Here is an 18460-nt window from a genome sequence, read left to right on the forward strand (position 1 = left end):
CACGTACACCGCTCCCGTCCCGCAGCTCGGACAACCGGCAGGGGCCGGGTTTCCCGGTGCGCTGATCGCCATCAGATTCCCTTCGACCACGACGGTCGTGCCGAACTCGCTGCCGGCACTCGGGAAGTCGCCGATCCGCTGGGACTCGGAGATGTCGGGGTCGACCGTGATCGGGTAGGTCGCACCCGTCGTGTCGATGTCGAGCACGATCGCGGACCCGTCGACCGACATCGCCGACGGCAGGACGACACCGTCCGCGTCCACGACGACGAGATCGCGGTAGGACACGACGCCGCCCCCGTCGCGCACGATCACCACGTCGTCGGCCGACGTCGAGATCGGCTGTCCGCCTCCGACCTCGATCTCGATGGCCAACGCGTCGTCGGAACTCATCGGGGCGTCGAGGGTGTAGCCGTGTTCGAATCCGCCGTCGGTCCGCCGGAACCACTCTTCGAGGTCGGGCCACGTGTTCACCGCTTCGCCATCACGCTGGACGATCGAGGGGATGTCCGGGACGGCGTCGCCCACACGCGTCGTGGTGAACTCCACCGGCTCGATGGCAGTGCCGATCGTGGAGGTGTGCAGCGACGTCGTGCCCGATTCGAGCACGAGATCCATCCCGGCGCTCACGAGCCGGGCGGAGGGCGTTCCCAGCGGCTCGACGGAGGAACGAGGCAGACCGGAACCGGTCGTCACGGCGATGGACGTCGCGGGGTCCGTCGCGGCGACCTCGGTGTCGACGGGTGCCGACTCGGTCGGTGCGATCGACGGTTCGACGGTGTCCGAAGCGGGCGACGGTGTGGGAGCGTCGACGACCACTGCTGCGGCGAGAGCCATGCACGCCGCGACGACGAACGGCCACCACGACGTGGTCACCGGCCGTCGGACCCGGCGCCGTTCGGCGACCCGGGGTCGTGCCCATTGACGTTCGGCCGCGTCCCAATCGAAATTCTCGACGTCGCGATCAACCCTGCGTGTCACCATGTCGTGTTCCTGTCCGCCCGGTGGGACACGCCGTCTTGCGCGCCCCACGAGGGAGAGAACTAGCACGCCCGCTGACTCAACTGTGGGTACGAGTACCCACAACGACGAGAAGTTGCAGACGTCACACCCGAATCTCCTCGATGTGCGCATGACGCGGTCGCGCGACCACTCTTCGAGGAGTGTGACACCCCTGTGCGCATGATGAGCCGATGGCCGCGAAGTCCTCCAAGATCAAGACCCTGTTCGCCTGCTCCGAGTGCGGTGCGCAGACACCGAAGTGGGCCGGCCGGTGCACCGGGTGCGGGGATTGGAACACGCTGGTCGAAGAGCTGTCGGGAGGCGCCGCCGACGCGACGGTGATTCCCCTCGCCCCGACCAGACGATCCGGCCCCGCTCGGATCGGCGAGGTGCGCACCGACACGGCACGTCCGATCTCGACCGGGATCGACGAACTCGATGTCGTGCTCGGCGGCGGCCTCGTCGCCGGGTCGGTCACCTTGCTCGGTGGCGAACCCGGAATCGGCAAGAGCACCCTGCTGCTCCAGTTGCTGGCGGCGCGGGACGACACCACCCTCTACGTCAGCGCCGAGGAGAGTGCAACGCAGGTCCGACTGCGCGCCGAACGGCTCGACGCGATCCGCCCGGATCTGTGGCTCCACGCCGAAACGTCGCTCCCCCACGTCATCAACGCGATCGACGAAACGCAGCCGCAACTCGTCGTCATCGACTCGATCCAGACGATGGTCGATCCCGAGCTCTCCTCGGCGCCGGGGTCGGTGGGTCAGGTGCGCGGTTGCGCGCACCGGCTGGTCAACGAGGCGAAGGAACGCAACATCGCCATCGTGCTCGTCGGCCATGTCACCAAGGACGGCAACCTCGCCGGGCCGCGCGTGCTCGAACACGTCGTCGACACGGTGCTCCAGTTCGAGGGCGACCGCCACCACGCGCTCCGTCTGCTCCGAGCGGTCAAACACCGCTTCGGGCCCACGAACGAACTCGGCCTCTTCGAAATGGTCGGCGCCGGGCTCGTCGCCGTGCCCGACCCATCGACGATGTTCCTCGCCGACCGTCGCACGGGGATCGCGGGTTCCGCCGTGGTTCCCACGATGGAGGGGCGACGGCCGATCGTCGTCGAACTGCAGGCGCTCACCTCTCCCGGCCTCGAGAACGTGCCGAAACGCCGCAGCGCGCAGGGCATCGACGGAGGACGCTTGTCGATGCTCATGGCGGTGCTCGGCCAACGCGGCCGGATCAAGGTCGGCGACCAGGACGTCTACGCATCGGCGGCCGGTGGAGCCAAACTCACCGAGCCCGGACTCGACCTCGGAATCTGCCTCGCCGTCGCCAGCGCGATGAACGACATCCCACTTCCCGCCGACATGGCCGTCTTCGGCGAGGTCGGCCTGGGCGGCGAGATCCGCCAGGTCAGCCACGCTCCCCGACGCGTCACCGAGGCGTCACGACTCGGATTCCGCCGGATCATCCTGCCGGCCAAGTCGCCCGATGCCGACGACGAGGTCGCCGGGCAGGTGCGGTTGATTCGCGTGTCGACGCTGACCGAGGCGCTGCGCGCGGCGACGCTGACCCCATGACGCGGCGCAGGGCCGTTCGACGGCAGCCTCGGTCGAGCCACTCGCTACGTTCGAGTCGATGAACTTCGCTGCCGACGATGCACCCGACTCTCCTCGACCGTCCGAGCCCCGCATCCAACCGATCACCGAGTTCGACGGCGAACTCGCCGACATCATGGCCACGGCCCTCACCCACGACGGCACTCCGCTCAACATCTTCGGCACCCTGGGCAGGCACCCGAAGCTGCTCAAGCGTTTCAACCTGCTCGGTGGGTTCATCCTCAACAAGGGCCTCGTCCCCGAGCGTGAGCGCGAGCTGGTGATCCTGCGCGTCGGTGCCAATGCGCGCGCCGAGTACGAGTTCGGCCAGCACACGGTCATCGGACGGCGCTGCGGGCTCACCGACGACGAGATCGCCGCCCTCACACGCGACCCGTCGGATCACGCATGGTCGCCCGCCGACCTGGCGCTGATCGCGCTCGCCGACGACCTCCACGACGATGACTGCGTGTCCGATGCGACGTGGTCGAGCCTTGCCGACACCTGGACCGACGAGGAACTGATCGAGTTGCTGGTGGTCGCCGGCTTCTACCGACTCGTGTCGGGATTCCTGAACAGCACCGGCGTTCGACTCGACGACGGGATTCCCGGATTCCCGCCCGGCGCGTAGGAGCCGCGGCCGTCCACTGATCGCGCTTCGTTCCCTGCCCCTAGACTCCCGACATGGAGCTGCGATACGGGAGCGCGAACGAGCAGATGCGCCAGGCTCTCGCCCGGATCTCACCGGGGACGCCGCTGCGTGACGGGATCGATCGGGTCGTGCGCGCGAAGGCGGGAGCGTTGCTCGTGCTCGACGACGGTCCCGACGTGCTGTCGATCTGCTCCGGCGGCTTCCTGGTCGACGCGCCGTTCAGCCCGCAGCGCCTGTCCGAGCTGGCGAAGATGGACGGAGCGATCATCATCTCGGGCGACGGCGGGCGGATCGCCCGGGCCAATGTGCACCTCGTTCCCGATCCGACCGTGCCGACCAGCGAGACCGGAACACGGCACCGCACGGCCGAGCGCGTCGCCCGATCGCTCGATGTTCCCGTCGTGTCCGCCAGCGAGGAGATGGGCGTCATCAACGTCTACGCGGGCGGCGGAAAGCGCCAGCTGCAGGAGATCGGCCGTCTCCTCGAACGCGCCAACCAGGCGCTGCAGACCCTCGAGCGCTACAAGGTCCGGCTCGACGACGCGATGGCCAAGCTCACCGCCGTCGAGGTCGAGGACGTGGCAACGCTTCGCGACGTGGCCGCCGTCGTTCAGCGTGGCGAGATGGTGCATCGCATCGCCGACGAGATCGAGACGATGATCGTCGAGCTCGGTGTGGACGCACGATTGCTCCGCCTCCAGCTCGACGAGCTCTACGGCGAGATCGACGACGAACTCGAACTCGTCGTGCAGGACTACGTCGCCGACGACCGGACCCCGAGCGAGACGCTCGAGATCATGTCGCGTCTCACCGACGAAGAGACCCACGACCTTCGCAAGGCGGCCGAAGCACTGCACCGTCTCGAGGAGGACGACGACCTCACGATCTCGGTCGCCCCGCGCGGCCTGCGACTCCTGCACCGCACGAAACGCCTGTCGTCCGACTCGGCACTCGCCATCGCCGGACACTTCAACGGGCTGTCGAAGCTGCAACGTGCGACACTCACCGACCTGTCCGAGGTCGCCGGAATCGACGACGCCACCGCAGCCGAAGTGCGCGAGACACTGGCACGGGTGACCGAGTCGGCGATTCTCGACCAGTACAACTGACGAGCGATCCATGGCCGCCGCGTCCGCTGCTGGTTTCGACGAGATCCCGATCGTCAGCCTCGGTGCGATCGCGGGACCGCCTGACCCGCGCCAGGAGCTCGCCGACACCGTTCGCCGCATCTGCCACGAGATCGGCTTCATGGTCGTGACCGATCACGGAGTCGACGACGCCGTCGTGGCCGACGTGTTCGACCTCATGCGCCGGTTCTTCGCGTTGGACGAGTCCGAGCGCGCCCTCATCGACAAACGCCGCTCTCCGCACTTCCGCGGCTGGGAGGCGGTCGGCTCGGAGTTCACCAACAACCGGGTCGACGTGCGCGAACAGATCGACGTCTGGTCGGAATGGCCAACGGCGACGACAACGAACGGACCCGTCCATGATCGGCTGCACGGGCCGAACCAGTGGATGCCCACCGAGGTCCTCACCGGCCAGCGCGAGATCACCGAACGCTGGATGGACGAACTCGGCTCGCTCGCCGATCGAATCCTGAGTCTCCTGGCCGCCGGCCTCGGTCTCGACGACGACTTCTTCGTCGATCTGTTCGGCGATCGGCCGATGTCGCTCACCAAGATGATCAACTACCCGCCCACTCCGACGGGAGGAGCGGGGGTCAATGCGCACCACGACACCGGATTCCTGACGCTGCTCGCCCCGGGCACGGTGGCCGGACTGGAAGTGCTCAACCCGGCCGGCGAGTGGATCGCGGTCCCGGCAGTGCCCGGATCCTTCGTGGTCAACCTCGGCGAGATGCTGCAGTCGATGACCGGGAACTACTTCGTCGCGACCGCCCATCGAGTGATCACGACCGAGCCGCGGATGTCGGCGGCGTACTTCCACGGACCATCGCTCGACACGCCTCTCGAACCGATCGATCTCGATCGACGATTCGTCGATGCGGTCGCCGCCAGCCCGCGGCATTTCTCGGCGGGATTCATGGCGAGCGCAGCCGAGACGGAATCCGGTGTGAGTGAGATGGCGAGTCGGCACCGCGCCGACACCTACGGTCAGCAGCTGTGGAACTACTTCGTCCGCAGTTACCCCGACAACGTCGCCCGTCATCACCCCGACGCGTGACTCTCGGTCGAGGAGGCATCGCGTGACGGACGCAACGAGATCGACGTCGTTGGTGTCGCTGCCCGAGCGAACGCTGACCTCCGTCATCCCGATCCTCGGCTGGCTCCGGCGCTACCGGTGGAAGCGCGATCTTCCCGTCGACCTCATCGCGGGACTCGCGCTGGCGGCACTCCTGATCCCGGAGTCGATGGGCTATGCCGGGGTCGCCGGTGTCCCCGCCGAGGTCGGCCTGTACGCCGCTCTGGGAGCCGTTGCGGCCTACGCGATCACCGGTGGTTCCTCGATCCTGGTGGTCGGGCCGGCGTCCGCCGTCGCCGCCCTGTCGGCATCGATCGTCGCGGACTTCTCCGGGGATGTCGACCCCATTGCGCTGACCTCCGCGCTCGCGATCACGTCGGGCGTGCTGCTGATCGTCGCCGGGATCCTGCGACTCGGATGGATCGTCAACTTCATCTCCCGGCCCGTGCTCGAAGCGTTCATCGCCGGACTCTCGATCTCGATCATCATCGGACAGCTCGACGGGCTCCTCGGTGTCGAGGTCGACGGCGAATCGGCCGTGGCGCAGTTCATCGACATCGTGTCGAACGTCGCCGACTGGCAAGGGTGGACGGTGCTGATCGGCGTGGCAGCCGTCATCGCGCTGCTCCTGCTCGAACGGTACGCCGCACGGGTGCCGGCAGCGATCGTCGTGGTCGTGGCGGGCATCGTCATCGTCGAGATCCTCGACCTGGCGTCGCGAGGCGTCGAGGTGGTCGGCGACATCCCGCAGGGCCTCCCCGACGTCGGCGTCCCGGAGCTGTCCATGGCCGAGTGGCTCGAGCTGCTCGCCGGAGGATTGTCGCTGATGCTCGTCGGTTTCTCCGAGGGTTTCGCGGCGGTGTCGTCGGTCTCCTCCGCAACCGGTGAGGAGGTCGATTCGGACCAGGAACTGATCGGGAGCGGCGCGGCGAACGTCGCGAGCGGTCTCGTGGGTGGGCTCGCGGTGAGTGGCAGCCTGTCGAAGTCGGAGGCCTCGATCGCGAATGGCGCACGGAGCCAGATGGCCAACGTCGTCGGCGGCATCACCGTGCTCGCGACGCTGTTGTTCCTCGGGCCGCTGTTCGAGATTCTCCCCGAACCGGTCCTCGCTGCGGTGGTGATCGTGGCCGTCCTCGGTGCCGCGAACCCGACCCGCGTGCTCGATCTGTGGGACGTGAACCGTGCCGACTTCATCGCGGGCGTCATCACCTTCGTGCTCGTGCTGGTGTGGGAGGCGCTGCCCGCGATGATCGTCGGGGTCGTGATCTCCCTGGCGTTCGTGGTCCGTCGCGCCAGCTTCCCGGACGTACTCGAGTTGTACCGCACGAGCGATGGCAGCTTCGTGGCCCGAGGCGACGAGGAGCTCGACGCGGCACCGGTCGACGGGGTCGCCATCCTGCGGTTCGAGGCACCGTTGATCTACGCGAACGCGGGTCGCCTGGTCCGCGGCTCGAAGGCGCTCATCGCCGCTCGGCCCGACGCGACACGATTCATCCTCGACGCCGAGATGGTGTCGGACCTCGACGCCAGTGGCGCCCGGGCACTCGCTGCGATCGACGACGCCCTCCGCGAACGCGGGATCGAGATGCGGATCGCGCGGTTCCACCGCCGTGCCCGCCAGCAGGTACATCGTTCCAAGCTCCGAGCCCGATTCGAGGGGCGCATCTTCCCGAGTCTCGACGCGGCCGTTCACGGCGACGCGTGATCGACCGCTGAACGTCGCCCGTGGATTCCGCGGTCGGGCGGCGAGTGTCAGGCTCGCCAGCGCTCGTGGAAGCGGGCCAGCTTGTCCGGGTTGACGATCGTGAGGAACTCCGCGACCCGCCCGTCGCGCCAACCGATCACGTTGAGCAGGAACGGCTCGCCGTCGCGGACGATGTACAAGCCGGTCTGGCCGTTGACGCGCAACCAGTGGAGCTCGTCGCTCTCCCGGAGGTCGCGATTGGTCAGGTTGATGAGCAGCCGTGCGACCCGATCGGCACCGACGACCGGCCGACGGGCCGCATGACGTTCCGCGCCGCCATCGGAGATGTGGACGACATCGTCGGTCATCATCGCCATCAACTCGTCGACGTCGCCGTTCACCACCGCTCCGAGGAACGCCGCCGACCACTTGTCCACGTCGTCCGGTTCGGGATCGATGCGCGGTCGACCCGATCGGACTCGATCGCGCGCCCGCTTTGCGGTCTGGCGCGTCGCGGGCACCGACTTGCCGACGACGGTCGCGACCTCGTCGAACGGATACCCGAACACGTCGTGGAGCAGGAAGACCGCCCGCTCGACCGGTCCGAGGGTTTCGAGGACGCGCAGGAGGCCCAGCTCCAACCCCTCCCCACCGATCGCGGAAGCAGCCGGATCGATCGGCGAATCGGCTGTGGGATCAACCGTCAACGGTTCCGGGATCCACGGTCCCACATACGTCTCTCGCCGCCGACGAGCCGAGGTGAGTCGATCGATCGACAACCGCGTCGTGACGGTCGTGAGCCACGCGGCCGGATTCTCGACGTCGTCGAGTGTCGTGCCTTGCCACCGCAGCCACGCGTCCTGGACGACATCGTCGGCATCGTCGGGAGTTCCCAGCATCCGGTACGCCAGCCGCATCAGACGCGGGCGCTCGGCCTCGAAGAACTCGGTGGCCTGCGAGCTCATTCGTTCACCGGACGCTCGGTTGCCGGTCGAGATGGGCGACCGCGTTGCGCGCCGCGTCCTCCGCGCTGGCGAGCACGGCGTCGAGAAGATGCCCTCGTCGTCCGACCCAGTCGCCGACGACGAACACGCCGGCGCGGTCGGGCACGACTCCATCGGGTCGACGCCGGAGGCCTCCCGCCGCGGCGGTGGAGATCGCGGTCACGGCGGTCATCCGGTGAAGGTACCGCTCGGTTTCGACCGACTCCGGCGCGACGCCGGCGTGGGTGAGGAACGCCCGGAGCCTCTCCCGGTCCGGGGCCGTGTCGGGTGCGAGGTACTCCGCCACCGACATCGACGAGCGGCCGGCGGGCGTCATCCCGGCGGGAAAGCCGTGATTCGACAGATACATGGGCGGATCGATCCCGAGTACGACGTCGTGGGTCGGCGGAGTCGTGAGGCCGATGTCGAGCACGGACACATCGGCCGACGGGCCGAGCTCGTCGAAGCGCTGCCCCGTGAGCGCGGTGACCGACGACGGAGCGCCGGTCGCGACGATCACGCAGCGGGCATCGGGGAGCTCGCGGACCGGCTCGTCGCGGACGACCGTGATTCCCTCGACCGCGGCGAGAGCGTCGACGAGCTGCTCCCAGCCGCGATCGAGATAGATCACGCCGTCTCCGAGTGCCAGTTGGACCTGCATCAGCGCCACGTCCGCGGACAGCACGTCCGGAGCATTCACGTAGGTCCCCAGTCGGATCACGGTGTGGATGATCTCGCGCACCCGAGCGCGTGGCGACAGATCGTCGACCCACTCGCCGGTGGTGACCGAGCCGAGCGTGGCGGGGTCGAGCCGATCGATGCGATTCAACACGCCGGCCAGAGCGACCTTGTCCCGCCAGCCGAGCACCGAACTGCGCAGCAAGCTCACGGGATCACCTGGTGCGAGCCCCACCTGTCCGTCGCGCACCATCCGGGCGCCCTTCGTGTTCGGCGCGGTGCCGGACGGGGCGATCCCGAACGCTCGCAGCACTCGGTGGCCTTCGCCCGCGAGGTAGAGCGCGTGCGGGCCCTGATTGAACCGGTAGCCGTCCTTCGAATCCGTCGTCGCCCGGCCGCCGAGTCGGCCGCGACCTTCGTGCACGGTGACGGAACGACCCGCACGGGCGACCAACGCCGCGGCGGCGAGTCCGCCGAGCCCACCTCCGATCACGTGGACATCGGCGTGGCTCGGGTCGACTGGTGGAGAATCGTGGCTCATGTCTGTTCGACGACGCAGCGGATCAGAATGTGACAGGCCAGTCCCATCACGTCCCGAAGGATCGCGCAGCGAGCGACCGTCGGTCAGGCCAGGTCGGCGAGGCGGACGCCTTCCAGCGTGGCCAACATGGTCACGCCGGGTTGCGGCTCGACGTCGACCACGTGCGGCACGGCTACCGTTCGACATCCCGCCGCCACGGCGGATCCCACGCCGGTCGGTGAATCCTCGATCGCCACGCAGTCGGCCGGTTCTGCCCCGACGAGTGCCGCCGCAGCGAGGTACGGGTCGGGTGCCGGCTTGCCGTTGACCACCTCGTCACCGGTCACCGATCCGACGAACACGCCCGCGGGAGCGGCCGAGAGGACCGCATCGGCGAGGCGCCGCCACGACATGGTCACCAACACGCACGGCACGGCCGCTTCGCGCGCCTCGATCAGCAGGTCCCGGGCACCGGGTCGCCACAACAACTCTTCGGCACACATCGCGATCACGCTGTCGAGCAGCCACTCGACGATCGCCGGCGGCTCGAGGCGAACCCCACCGCGATCGCGCAGCTGCACCGCGGCGTCGAGCAGGTCGAATCCGACGATCGAGTGTGCATCCTCTGCGCTCCACGTGTCGCCGAACTCCGCGACGAGCTTGTGCTCACTCGCGATCCAGTACGGCTCCGAATCGACGATCGTCCCGTCCATGTCGATCAACAGCGCCGCCGGCAGAGTCATGGAGGCAGTGTGCCGTGTCAACGGGGTCAGACCCCGGTCGACACGTCAGACTCCGCGAAACATGGTGATCTTGTCTTCACCGATGCGTTCACGCTTCTCCGGATCGGAGACACCGAGGCCCTCGGCCGGCGCGAGGCACAGCACACCGAGCTTGCCCTCGGCTTCGTTGTGGTGCACCGCGAGCGCGGCGTCGCCGACGTGGTCGAGGTCGTACACGTCGGTCAGGAGCGGTTGGATCCGGCCCTGGTCGAGCAGCTTGTTCGCGGCCCAGGATTCCGCGTAGTTCGCGAAGTGCGACGACAGCAGCTTCTTCAGCTTCATCCAGAAGTGCCGGTTGTCGAACTCGACCATGTAGCCGGACGTCGCGGCACACGTGACCACCGTGCCGCCGCGCTTCACGGCGAAGATCGAGGCGCCCATCGTCGAGCGACCCGGGTGCTCGAACACGATGTCGACGTCCTCGCCACCGTTGACCGCCCGGATGTCCTTGCCGAACCGCCGCCACTCGCTCTCGTCCTGCGTGTACTCGTCGGACCAGAACTGGTAACCAGCCGCCTTGCGATCGATGACCGCCTCACAGCCCATCTTGTTCAGCAACTCGGCTCGTTCCGGTGAGGAGACCACGCCGATCGGTCGACCTCCACCGTTCAACACGTACTGCACGGCGTATCCACCGATGCCGCCGGTCGCGCCCCAGATGAGGACGCTGTCGCCCTGCTTCATCCGCGCGCCGTTGTCGCTCACGAGCATCCGGTAGGACGTGGCGCTGCACAGCCCGTTCACCGCTGCCTCCTCCCAGGTGAGGTGCGTCGGCTTGGGCATCAGCTGGTTCGCCTTCACGACCGACAGGTCGGCGAGCGCACCGAAGTTGGTCTCGAAACCCCAGATCTTCTGGTTCGCAGCGAGCATCGAGTCGTCGTGTGCGCTCGGGTCCTGGTCGTCGACGTAGTTGCAGTGGACGGTGACCTCGTCACCCGGCTTCCAGTTGCGCACCGCGGCGCCCACCTTCAGCACGACACCGGATGCGTCCGAACCGACGATGTGTTCGTCGCGGGAGTGCCGTGCGCCGTACTCGCCGTCGCGGGCCATGCGATCGAGGAACCCGAAGGTCGGCAGTGGCTCGAAGATCGAGGTCCACACCGTGTTGAAGTTGATGCTCGACGCCATCACGGCGATGTACACCTCGTCGGGTGCGAGTTCCGGCGTGGCGACCTGGTCGACGTGGAGCGACGCACGCGGATCCTTGTCCCACGAGTCGACTCCCTCGAACATCGCGGCCTCGTCGCGCTTGACGAACGAGGCGCGGTAGCTCTCGGGAATCGGAAGGTTGGCGATGTCGTCGCTGCTCGCGCCGGCCTGGATCGCTTCGAGAATCTGCTCCATGGGACCGACGTTACCGAGCGGTAACCGAGGCGACCAAAGTCAGAAACGGTCGCCGGGTACCGTGCCTCGGTGGCGGCTTGTTACCGCTCGGTAGGCGAGGACTACGCTCGGAACATGGCTTCCAACGGTTCCTACATCATCGCCGGCGCTCGCACGCCGATCGGCAAGATGAGCGGTGCACTCGCCTCGTTCTCCGCCGCCGACCTGGGTGGCTTCGCCATCACCGAAGCACTCAGCCGAGCAGGCGTCGCTCCCGACGAGGTCGACCACGTGATCATGGGACAGGTCCTGATGGCCGGCCAGGGCCAGGTCCCCAGCCGTCAGGCCGCGTTCAAGGCGGGCATCCCCATGAGCGTTCCGGCGGTCAACGTCAACAAGGTGTGCCTGTCGGGCCTGAACGCGATCTACCTCGCGCACCAGATGGTCGCGATGGGCGACGCGGACATCGTCGTCGCCGGCGGCATGGAGTCGATGACCAACGCCCCGTACCTCGCCGACGGCGCCCGCGGCGGGTTCCGCTACGGCAACACCGAGCTGCGTGACGCGATCATCGCCGACGGTCTGTGGTGCTCGTTCGACTCCTGCCTGATGGGGCTCGGCACCGAGCGCTACACCGGCGACACCGCGATCACGCGCGAGCAGCAGGACCAGCTCGCCGCCGCCTCCAACCAGCGCGCTGCTGCTGCCATCGAGGCCGGCACCCTGGCCGAGGAGATCGTCGCCGTGACCGTCCCGCAGCGCAAGGGCGACCCGATCGTGGTCGAACACGACGAGGGCGTCCGTGGAAACACGACGATCGAGACCCTCGCCGGAATGCGTCCGGCGTTCGACAAGGACGGCACGATCACCGCGGCCAACGCGTCGCAGCTGTCCGATGGTGCGTCGGCGGTCATCGTGATGTCGAAGGAAGCGGCCGAGAAGCGTGGAGTCACCCCGCTCGGCGAGTTCGTGTCGTACGGCATGGTCGCCGGCCCCGACAGCGCCTCGCTGCTCACGCAGCCGAGCCGGGCGATCCTGCAGGCCGCCGACAAGGCGGGCGTGGCGGTGGCCGATCTCGACCTGTTCGAGATCAACGAAGCGTTCGCCGCTGTGGGTCGGGCGTCGATCGACGAGTTGGGCATCTCCGACGACATCGTGAACGTCAACGGTGGTGCGATCGCGCTCGGTCACCCGATCGGCATGAGCGGCAACCGTTTGGCGCTCACCCTGCTCCACGAGTTGAAGCGCCGCGGTGGCGGCATCGGTGCGGCCGGCCTCTGCGGTGGTGGCGGGCAGGGCGACGCGATCGTCCTCAAGACGATCTGAGGCTGCATGGTTCCAACCGGGTCCGACCCCGTGGATCCGTACCCGAACTGACGTCTGTGCTGCCTTTTTCGGAAGGACGTTGACATTTCCGTCGCCGGTTCATATGGTTACCCCTACAACTTCATCGAGTGGTCAAACGACGACAGAGGGTCATTTCGTCACAGAAATGACATCGAGCCGAAAAGGGTCGAACTCCGAGCGTCAGGAAGCCACCACAGTCTGAAGCACCGTCAATCCGAACCGGCCCGTCCGCCCGCTACCGGTTCGAGGAGGCGGTGCTTCAGTTCATTTTCGGCACGGTTCGCTCGGCGGCACGCACCGTGCCGGCGCTCAGGCGGACGAGATCAGTCCTCGACACTGCGTCGACCTTCGAGCGCACGACCGAGGGTGAGTTCGTCGGCGTACTCGAGATCACCGCCCACCGGCAGGCCGCTGGCGATCCGGGTGACCTTCAACCCGATCGGCTTGAGCAACCGCGCGAGGTACATCGCGGTGACCTCGCCTTCGGTGTTCGGATTCGTACAGAGGATGACCTCCTCGATCCCCTCCGGCTCGATCCTGGCGACGAGTTCGCGGATCTTCAGGTCCTCCGGTCCGATCCCCTCGAGCGGGCTCATCGCCCCGAGCAACACGTGATAGCGACCACGGAACTCGCCGGTCTTCTCCAGCGCGACGATGTCGCGTGACTCCTCGACCACGCAGACCAGCGACGAATCGCGGGCGTCGTCGTTGCAGATCGGACAGAGCGTCGAGTCCGCCACGTTGAAGCAGCGTTCGCAGAAGCGCACACGCTTCTTCGCATCGATGATCGCCTCGGCGAGCCGATTGACGTCGTCCGCGGGAATCTTGAGAAGGTGGAACGCGATGCGCTGCGCCGACTTCGGGCCGACGCCGGGGAGCCGACCGAGTTCGTCGATCAGCAGTTGGACGGGTGGGGTGTAGGTGCTTGCCATGTCGCCTGACAGAAGGTGAAGGGGATGTGCGTGCCTGCGTGACCGATCGAGCGGGTCAGTACGGATCGTCGACGAGTTCGGAGCCCGGGAAGGCCTCGGCGAGGCGATCGACCGGTGATTTCACGGACTCGGGAGGTGCGTCGATCAGATCGTCGAGGTCGACATCATCGTCGTCTGGCAGCGTGTTGCCGACGCGCTGCAGACCTTCGTCCGGGTCGGGCGGGGGCCCGTCCGTTCGCGCCTGGTCGGCGATCGCACGACCGTTCCGGACCGCAGCGCCGTCACCGGCTTCGGCGCCGGCGGGCTGTACGACGTGAAGATGCTGCGATGGATTGGTGTCCTCGCTCGGCACCGGGTCGTGCTCCGCGCTCGGGCTCCGATCCTCGGCCAGCGCACCCGTCGTGATCGGCTTCGCCGCGCCGGATCCCGATGGGCTCGCGGTCGACGGGCCGGAGGTTTCGACCGCTCGCGGAACGTCGGCGTCCTCGACTCCCGACGCGCTGCCACCCGGGCCGGAGCCCGCTCGCGATCCACCTCCTCCGCCGTCACCGTCGACGACCAGGTCGACCGAGATCGGGACACCGGCGTGAGCGGCCAACGCCTGCTCCACGACGTCGCGGTGCTGCTCGCACTTCGTGCGATGGGTCTCGTTGGGCAGACCCAGCGTGACGGTGCCCGCGTCGACGGACACGAACGTCGCCGGGGAGAACACCGCGCGTGCCATGCCCCGCAGCTGAGGACGAACCGTCTCCCAGTCGGCATCGCTGATCGACTTTCCGGCGCCGGCCGGGGCGGGCGTTTCCGCCGTCGATCGATCGGTCGGGGACCCGGCCGGATCACGCGACGCTGGTCCCGATTCGGCCACGGAGGATGTGGGTTGCGGGTCGTCGGACGCAGCCGGCGGAGCCGACGGGGGTTGTGCTGCGCCGGCATGTGCTGCGGCACCGTCGGTCGCGGCGGGCGCCGATGCACCGGCCCGGGACCCCAGCTTCCTGCGTCCCGTCGACGGATCGACTTCTCGCGGGGGAGCGGTCGCGGGCGGCATGGCAGCAGCAGATTCCGTCCCGGACGATGTGGCGGCCGCCGGCGCCGCGGGCACTCCGTCGGCCACCTTGCGCTCGAGCCGTTGGAGCCGGGTTGCGAGGGCAGCGACGTCGTCGCTCACCTCCTCGGCGGTCAAGCGGACCGTCGCGACGTCGAGCAGGACACGGGGGTCCGGCGCCGTACGCATCTCGACCAGCGCTTCGCCGAGTTGTTCGATCCCGCGCACGAGAAGAACGGCACCGGCCCGCTGTGCCACGTCGGTGACGGCGTCGAGGCGATGCGACGGCAGCTGAACCAGTTCGGGCGCCATCAATGCGAGGAACCCGTTGCGGAGGTAGCCGATGAGCTCCTCGGTGATCGTCCGCGGGTCGCGCCCTTGGCTGACCGACTGGGCGACCATCTTCAGACCCCGCCCCGGATCGTGCTCGATCATCGCCTCGACGAACTCGTCGAGCGCGATGATCTCGGTCGCCGCACCGCCCGAGTTCGACACGAGTTCGAGCGCCGACAACGTGTCGCGCGGTGAGCCGGCCCCTTGCGCGATCACCTGCTCGATCGCATCGTCGGACACGGTGAGACCGGCGTCGGACGCGACCCAGCGCACGTGCTCGTCGAGGGTGTCGGCACCCAACAGGTGGAACTGCAGGTGCTGGGTCCGGCTGCGAATCGTGTCGGACATCTTCTGCGGATCGGTCGTCGCCAGGACGAACACGACGTGCGGCGGCGGCTCCTCCAGGGTCTTGAGCAACGCTGCCTCGGCCCCCTTCGACAGCATGTGCACCTCGTCGAGGATGTACACCTTGTGGCGACCGGGCGTCCCGAGCGACGCCTTGTCGATCAGGTCACGCATCGCTTCCACGCCGTTGTTGCTCGCGGCGTCGAGTTCGTGCACGTCGTAGCTGGTTCCCTGCTCGACCGACAGGCACGAAGCGCACTCACAGCAGGGCTCGCCGTCCTGCGGTTTCTCGCAGTTGAGCACCTTGGCCATGATCCGTGCGGTCGTGGTCTTGCCGGTGCCGCGCGGGCCCGAGAACAGGTACGCCTGACCTTCACGGCCCTCGGCAACCGACGTCCGCAGCGCACGCACGATGTGGTCCTGGCCCTTGAGTTCGGAGAAGCGGCGAGGTCGATACCGGCGATACAGCGACTGGGTTGCCATCGATGGCCACACTACCGACACGACCCGTCGGGCCCGGTGGGCTGCACCACGATCGGAGCCGCGGCGCCCTAGATTCGCATCGTGGCCATGTCTTCCGACACCCGACGCCGCGTCGTTTTCGTGGTCGCAGCCCTGATCATCGTCGCGCTCGTGCTGGCGAGTACCGGCTGTTCGAGCACGAGCGGAAGCGGCGACGACGGCCCCGAACTCAGCGGTGCGGACTACCCAGAATCGATGAACGAGATCTGCGCCGCCACGACCGACCGACTCGCACGACTGCCGACGCCGCCGGACGAGATCAGCCGGGCGGACTGGGCCGGCGAGGTGTCATTGGCGCTCCGCGACGAGGCGACGGCATTCGACGAGATCAGCGTCGGCGAGACCCGGCGAACGGACCACGCGTCGTTCATCGAGAACACGGAGAACCAGTCCGCCCTGTGGATGTCGCTGAGCGAGGCGCTCGCCGGCGACGCCCCCGACGACGTCGTTCTCGGCGAGCTGACCACCGAAATCGCCGAGCTCACCCTCGGTCGAGACGACCTCGCGACCGAGATGGGCCTGGCCGGATGTCAGGCGCGGGAGGTCGCGTGACGCGCTCCGATCGCACGTTCACACCGAGTGTGACCACTAACCTCGGCGCAGCGTGATCACACTCCTGTCATCTTCTCGTCACGAGCGGCGCGACCGCGCCGACGGAAGAGCCGCGCGCCACGTGCGGCAGTGGGTGGTCGTCGTCGCCGTCACGATCCTCGCCCTGCTCGGTTTCTCGACCGGAACCGCCCACGCCGACAACGAGGTCGTCAACTCGTCACCGTCCACCGGCGCGGTGCTCGACGTCGCTCCCGACGCCATCGTGATCGGATTCGCCGAGGACCTCGGTGAGGACAACACCATCGCCCTCGACTGCGAAGCCCAACCGGTCTCCCTGCCGCAGCCCGAAGTCGTCGACGGGAACACCCTCGAGGTCGAGATCACCGGGGCGATTCCCAGCGGCACGTGCACCGCTCGGTGGGGCGTGAGCAACACCGACGGCGAGCCGAACGGCCGAGGGGTCATCACCTTCGTCGTCGAGAACGCCGATCCGGAAGGTGGCGTCGCTCCCGAAACCGGCGCGACCGACCCCACGTCCACCACGTCCCCTCCCACCTCGACCGACGCGGACACGACCGAAGGCTCCGATGCCACGGCGGAGGATGACGTACCGGTCGTCGACTTCTCGGTCGCCAGCGAGGGCGATGCCGCGGTGGGGCTGTTCCAGTTCCTGTCCACTCTCGGTATCGCCGTGTTGTTCGGTTCCCTCGTGCTCATCACCGCGGCGTGGCCCGAGGGCGTCGAGTACCTGGTCACGATCAAGTTCCTGCGCCTCGTGTGGGTGGTGTCGATGGTCGTCACCGTCATCTTCACCGGACTCGCTGCTGCCGCGGTCACACCCGAAGGAGGCGGCGGACCGTTCAGTCCCGGCACCTGGCTCGACCTGCTCGACGCCGGTTGGTCCGGTCGCGCCGTGCTGCTTCGAGTCGTGCTGTTGGCGGCGGCCGCCTGGCCGGCGTTCCGGCCGGAGCGGGTCATCGATCCGACGACGCAGCTCGCCGCGCTCGGCATCCCCGGGCTGTGCACCGCCCTGCTCGGCATCACCCGCACCTCCGGCGACTGGGTCGCACTCGGTGTCGTCATGGGCATCCTCCACGCTCTCGCCATGGCGGTCTGGGTCGGTGGCGTCGTGCTCCTCGCTCGGGTGGTCCTCTCCGGACCGGGCGATGAGGACCTCATCCACGCCGTTCGCGGATTCGGCAGAGTCTCGACGCCGGCGATCATCGTCACCATCGCAACCGGCTTGGTCCAGATGTTCCGCCTCGACGGTGGTGCGTTGTTCCAGAGCGGCCACGGCCGGGTCGTCGTCCTGAAGACCGTGATCGTGGCGGTGATGATCTTCGTCGCCTTCTCCGCCCGCCAGTTCGTCACCCAACGACTCAACCGCGCCCAACAGATGAGCGTGCCGCTGGCGGATCGACTCCGTCGCGCGTTCGGTGCCGAAGCAGGCATCGGTGTTCTCACGCTGGCCCTGAGTGCGTGGCTGCTCGCGTTGGCGCCACCGAACATCAGCCCGACGTCCTTGATCGACTACGAGGTCAGCCAGACCCACACCGACGAGGCCGGCACCCTCGACGTTCGGATTCGCCTGACCGACAGCCAGATCGGGCTGGTCGGACTCGAGGTCGAGGTGATTCAGCCCGACGAGGATCTGAGTGGCCTGGCGGTCGTGCTGACGGCTCCCGACAACGACCAGAACCTGTCCGCGATCCGTCAACCCGTTCCGCTGACCGAGTCCGGTTTCGCTGTACGTGACGAAGCGATCGGACTCCCGATCAGCATCGCCGGCGACTGGACGATCCAGGTCGTCGCGAACACGGCCGGCGGACCGGTCGAGAGCACGCCGCAGATCTACCAGGTCACCGACCAGACCGGCGAGGGCTCGACCGACGACGCCACGGATCCGCCCGCGAGCGCCACCGACTCGACCGAGGCCCCCACCACCGACGCCTGACTCACCCCGAAGGGG

The 18460-nt window shown here is 67.9% G+C and carries 14 protein-coding genes and 1 pseudogene; 8 read left to right on the forward strand and 7 right to left on the reverse strand.

What is annotated here, in order from left to right; all coding sequences use genetic code 11:
• Positions 1-984 (reverse strand): annotated as a pseudogene (locus tag ON45_RS10940) (hypothetical protein); the annotation flags it as partial.
• 209 nt (positions 985-1193) lie between these two features.
• On the opposite strand from ON45_RS10940, the gene radA reads away from it, so the two are divergent.
• The 5 genes from radA to ON45_RS10965 are packed head-to-tail and all read left to right on the forward strand — an operon-like array spanning position 1194 to position 7153.
• Positions 1194-2576: a DNA repair protein RadA gene (gene radA / locus ON45_RS10945; protein ID WP_040493845.1), complete on the forward strand. Its 1383-nt coding sequence runs from the start codon at positions 1194-1196 to the stop codon at positions 2574-2576.
• A gap of 58 nt (positions 2577-2634) precedes the next feature.
• The gene (locus ON45_RS10950) at positions 2635-3225 is read left to right on the forward strand and encodes a carboxymuconolactone decarboxylase family protein (protein WP_051062901.1); all 591 of its coding nucleotides are present in this window, start codon (positions 2635-2637) and stop codon (positions 3223-3225) included.
• 53 nt (positions 3226-3278) lie between these two features.
• Positions 3279-4355 carry a DNA integrity scanning diadenylate cyclase DisA gene (gene disA / locus ON45_RS10955; protein ID WP_051062902.1) on the forward strand — a complete coding sequence of 359 codons (1077 nt, stop codon included), beginning with the start codon at positions 3279-3281 and terminating at the stop codon, positions 4353-4355.
• A gap of 10 nt (positions 4356-4365) precedes the next feature.
• Positions 4366-5430, forward strand: coding sequence for an isopenicillin N synthase family dioxygenase (locus ON45_RS10960; RefSeq protein WP_040493846.1), 1065 nt, complete (start codon positions 4366-4368; stop codon positions 5428-5430).
• Between the two features lie 22 nt (positions 5431-5452).
• A complete protein-coding gene (locus ON45_RS10965) occupies positions 5453-7153 on the forward strand; it encodes a SulP family inorganic anion transporter (RefSeq protein ID WP_158412350.1) in 1701 nt (566 codons plus the stop codon).
• Between the two features lie 47 nt (positions 7154-7200).
• Here the strand turns inward: ON45_RS10965 and sigJ are convergent, their stop codons facing one another.
• The 4 genes from sigJ to ccrA all read right to left on the reverse strand — a co-directional run bounded on the left by sigJ (position 7201) and on the right by ccrA (position 11439).
• Positions 7201-8097 carry an RNA polymerase sigma factor SigJ gene (gene sigJ, locus ON45_RS10970; protein WP_040493847.1) on the reverse strand — a complete coding sequence of 299 codons (897 nt, stop codon included), beginning with the start codon at positions 8095-8097 and terminating at the stop codon, positions 7201-7203.
• A gap of 4 nt (positions 8098-8101) precedes the next feature.
• Positions 8102-9334: an FAD-dependent oxidoreductase gene (locus tag ON45_RS10975; protein WP_040493848.1), complete on the reverse strand. Its 1233-nt coding sequence runs from the start codon at positions 9332-9334 to the stop codon at positions 8102-8104.
• Positions 9335-9417: 83 nt separating this feature from the next.
• Complete coding sequence (locus ON45_RS10980) at positions 9418-10056, reverse strand: HAD family hydrolase (protein ID WP_040493849.1); 639 nt, start codon at positions 10054-10056, stop codon at positions 9418-9420.
• Between the two features lie 45 nt (positions 10057-10101).
• Positions 10102-11439, reverse strand: a complete 1338-nt coding sequence (ccrA, locus tag ON45_RS10985; protein WP_040493851.1) for a crotonyl-CoA carboxylase/reductase — start codon at positions 11437-11439, stop codon at positions 10102-10104.
• 114 nt (positions 11440-11553) lie between these two features.
• Between ccrA and ON45_RS10990 the strand changes: the two genes are divergently transcribed.
• Positions 11554-12744: an acetyl-CoA C-acetyltransferase gene (locus ON45_RS10990; RefSeq protein WP_040493854.1), complete on the forward strand. Its 1191-nt coding sequence runs from the start codon at positions 11554-11556 to the stop codon at positions 12742-12744.
• A gap of 344 nt (positions 12745-13088) precedes the next feature.
• On the opposite strand, the gene recR is transcribed toward ON45_RS10990, so the two are convergent.
• Positions 13089-13697, reverse strand: a complete 609-nt coding sequence (gene recR / locus ON45_RS10995; RefSeq protein ID WP_040493856.1) for a recombination mediator RecR — start codon at positions 13695-13697, stop codon at positions 13089-13091.
• A gap of 55 nt (positions 13698-13752) precedes the next feature.
• The gene (gene dnaX, locus ON45_RS21415) at positions 13753-15900 is read right to left on the reverse strand and encodes a DNA polymerase III subunit gamma/tau (RefSeq protein ID WP_051062904.1); all 2148 of its coding nucleotides are present in this window, start codon (positions 15898-15900) and stop codon (positions 13753-13755) included.
• Positions 15901-15981: 81 nt separating this feature from the next.
• On the opposite strand from dnaX, the gene ON45_RS11005 reads away from it, so the two are divergent.
• Complete coding sequence (locus tag ON45_RS11005; RefSeq protein ID WP_148288645.1) at positions 15982-16491, forward strand: hypothetical protein; 510 nt, start codon at positions 15982-15984, stop codon at positions 16489-16491.
• 52 nt (positions 16492-16543) lie between these two features.
• Entirely contained in the window at positions 16544-18445 is a 1902-nt protein-coding gene (locus ON45_RS11010; protein ID WP_083914779.1) for a copper resistance CopC/CopD family protein, read from the forward strand.
• Positions 18446-18460: the final 15 nt, after the last annotated feature.

Origin of the sequence: Ilumatobacter nonamiensis YM16-303, from assembly GCF_000350145.1 — a bacterium.
In the GTDB taxonomy this organism is placed as follows: domain Bacteria; phylum Actinomycetota; class Acidimicrobiia; order Acidimicrobiales; family Ilumatobacteraceae; genus Ilumatobacter_A; species Ilumatobacter_A nonamiensis.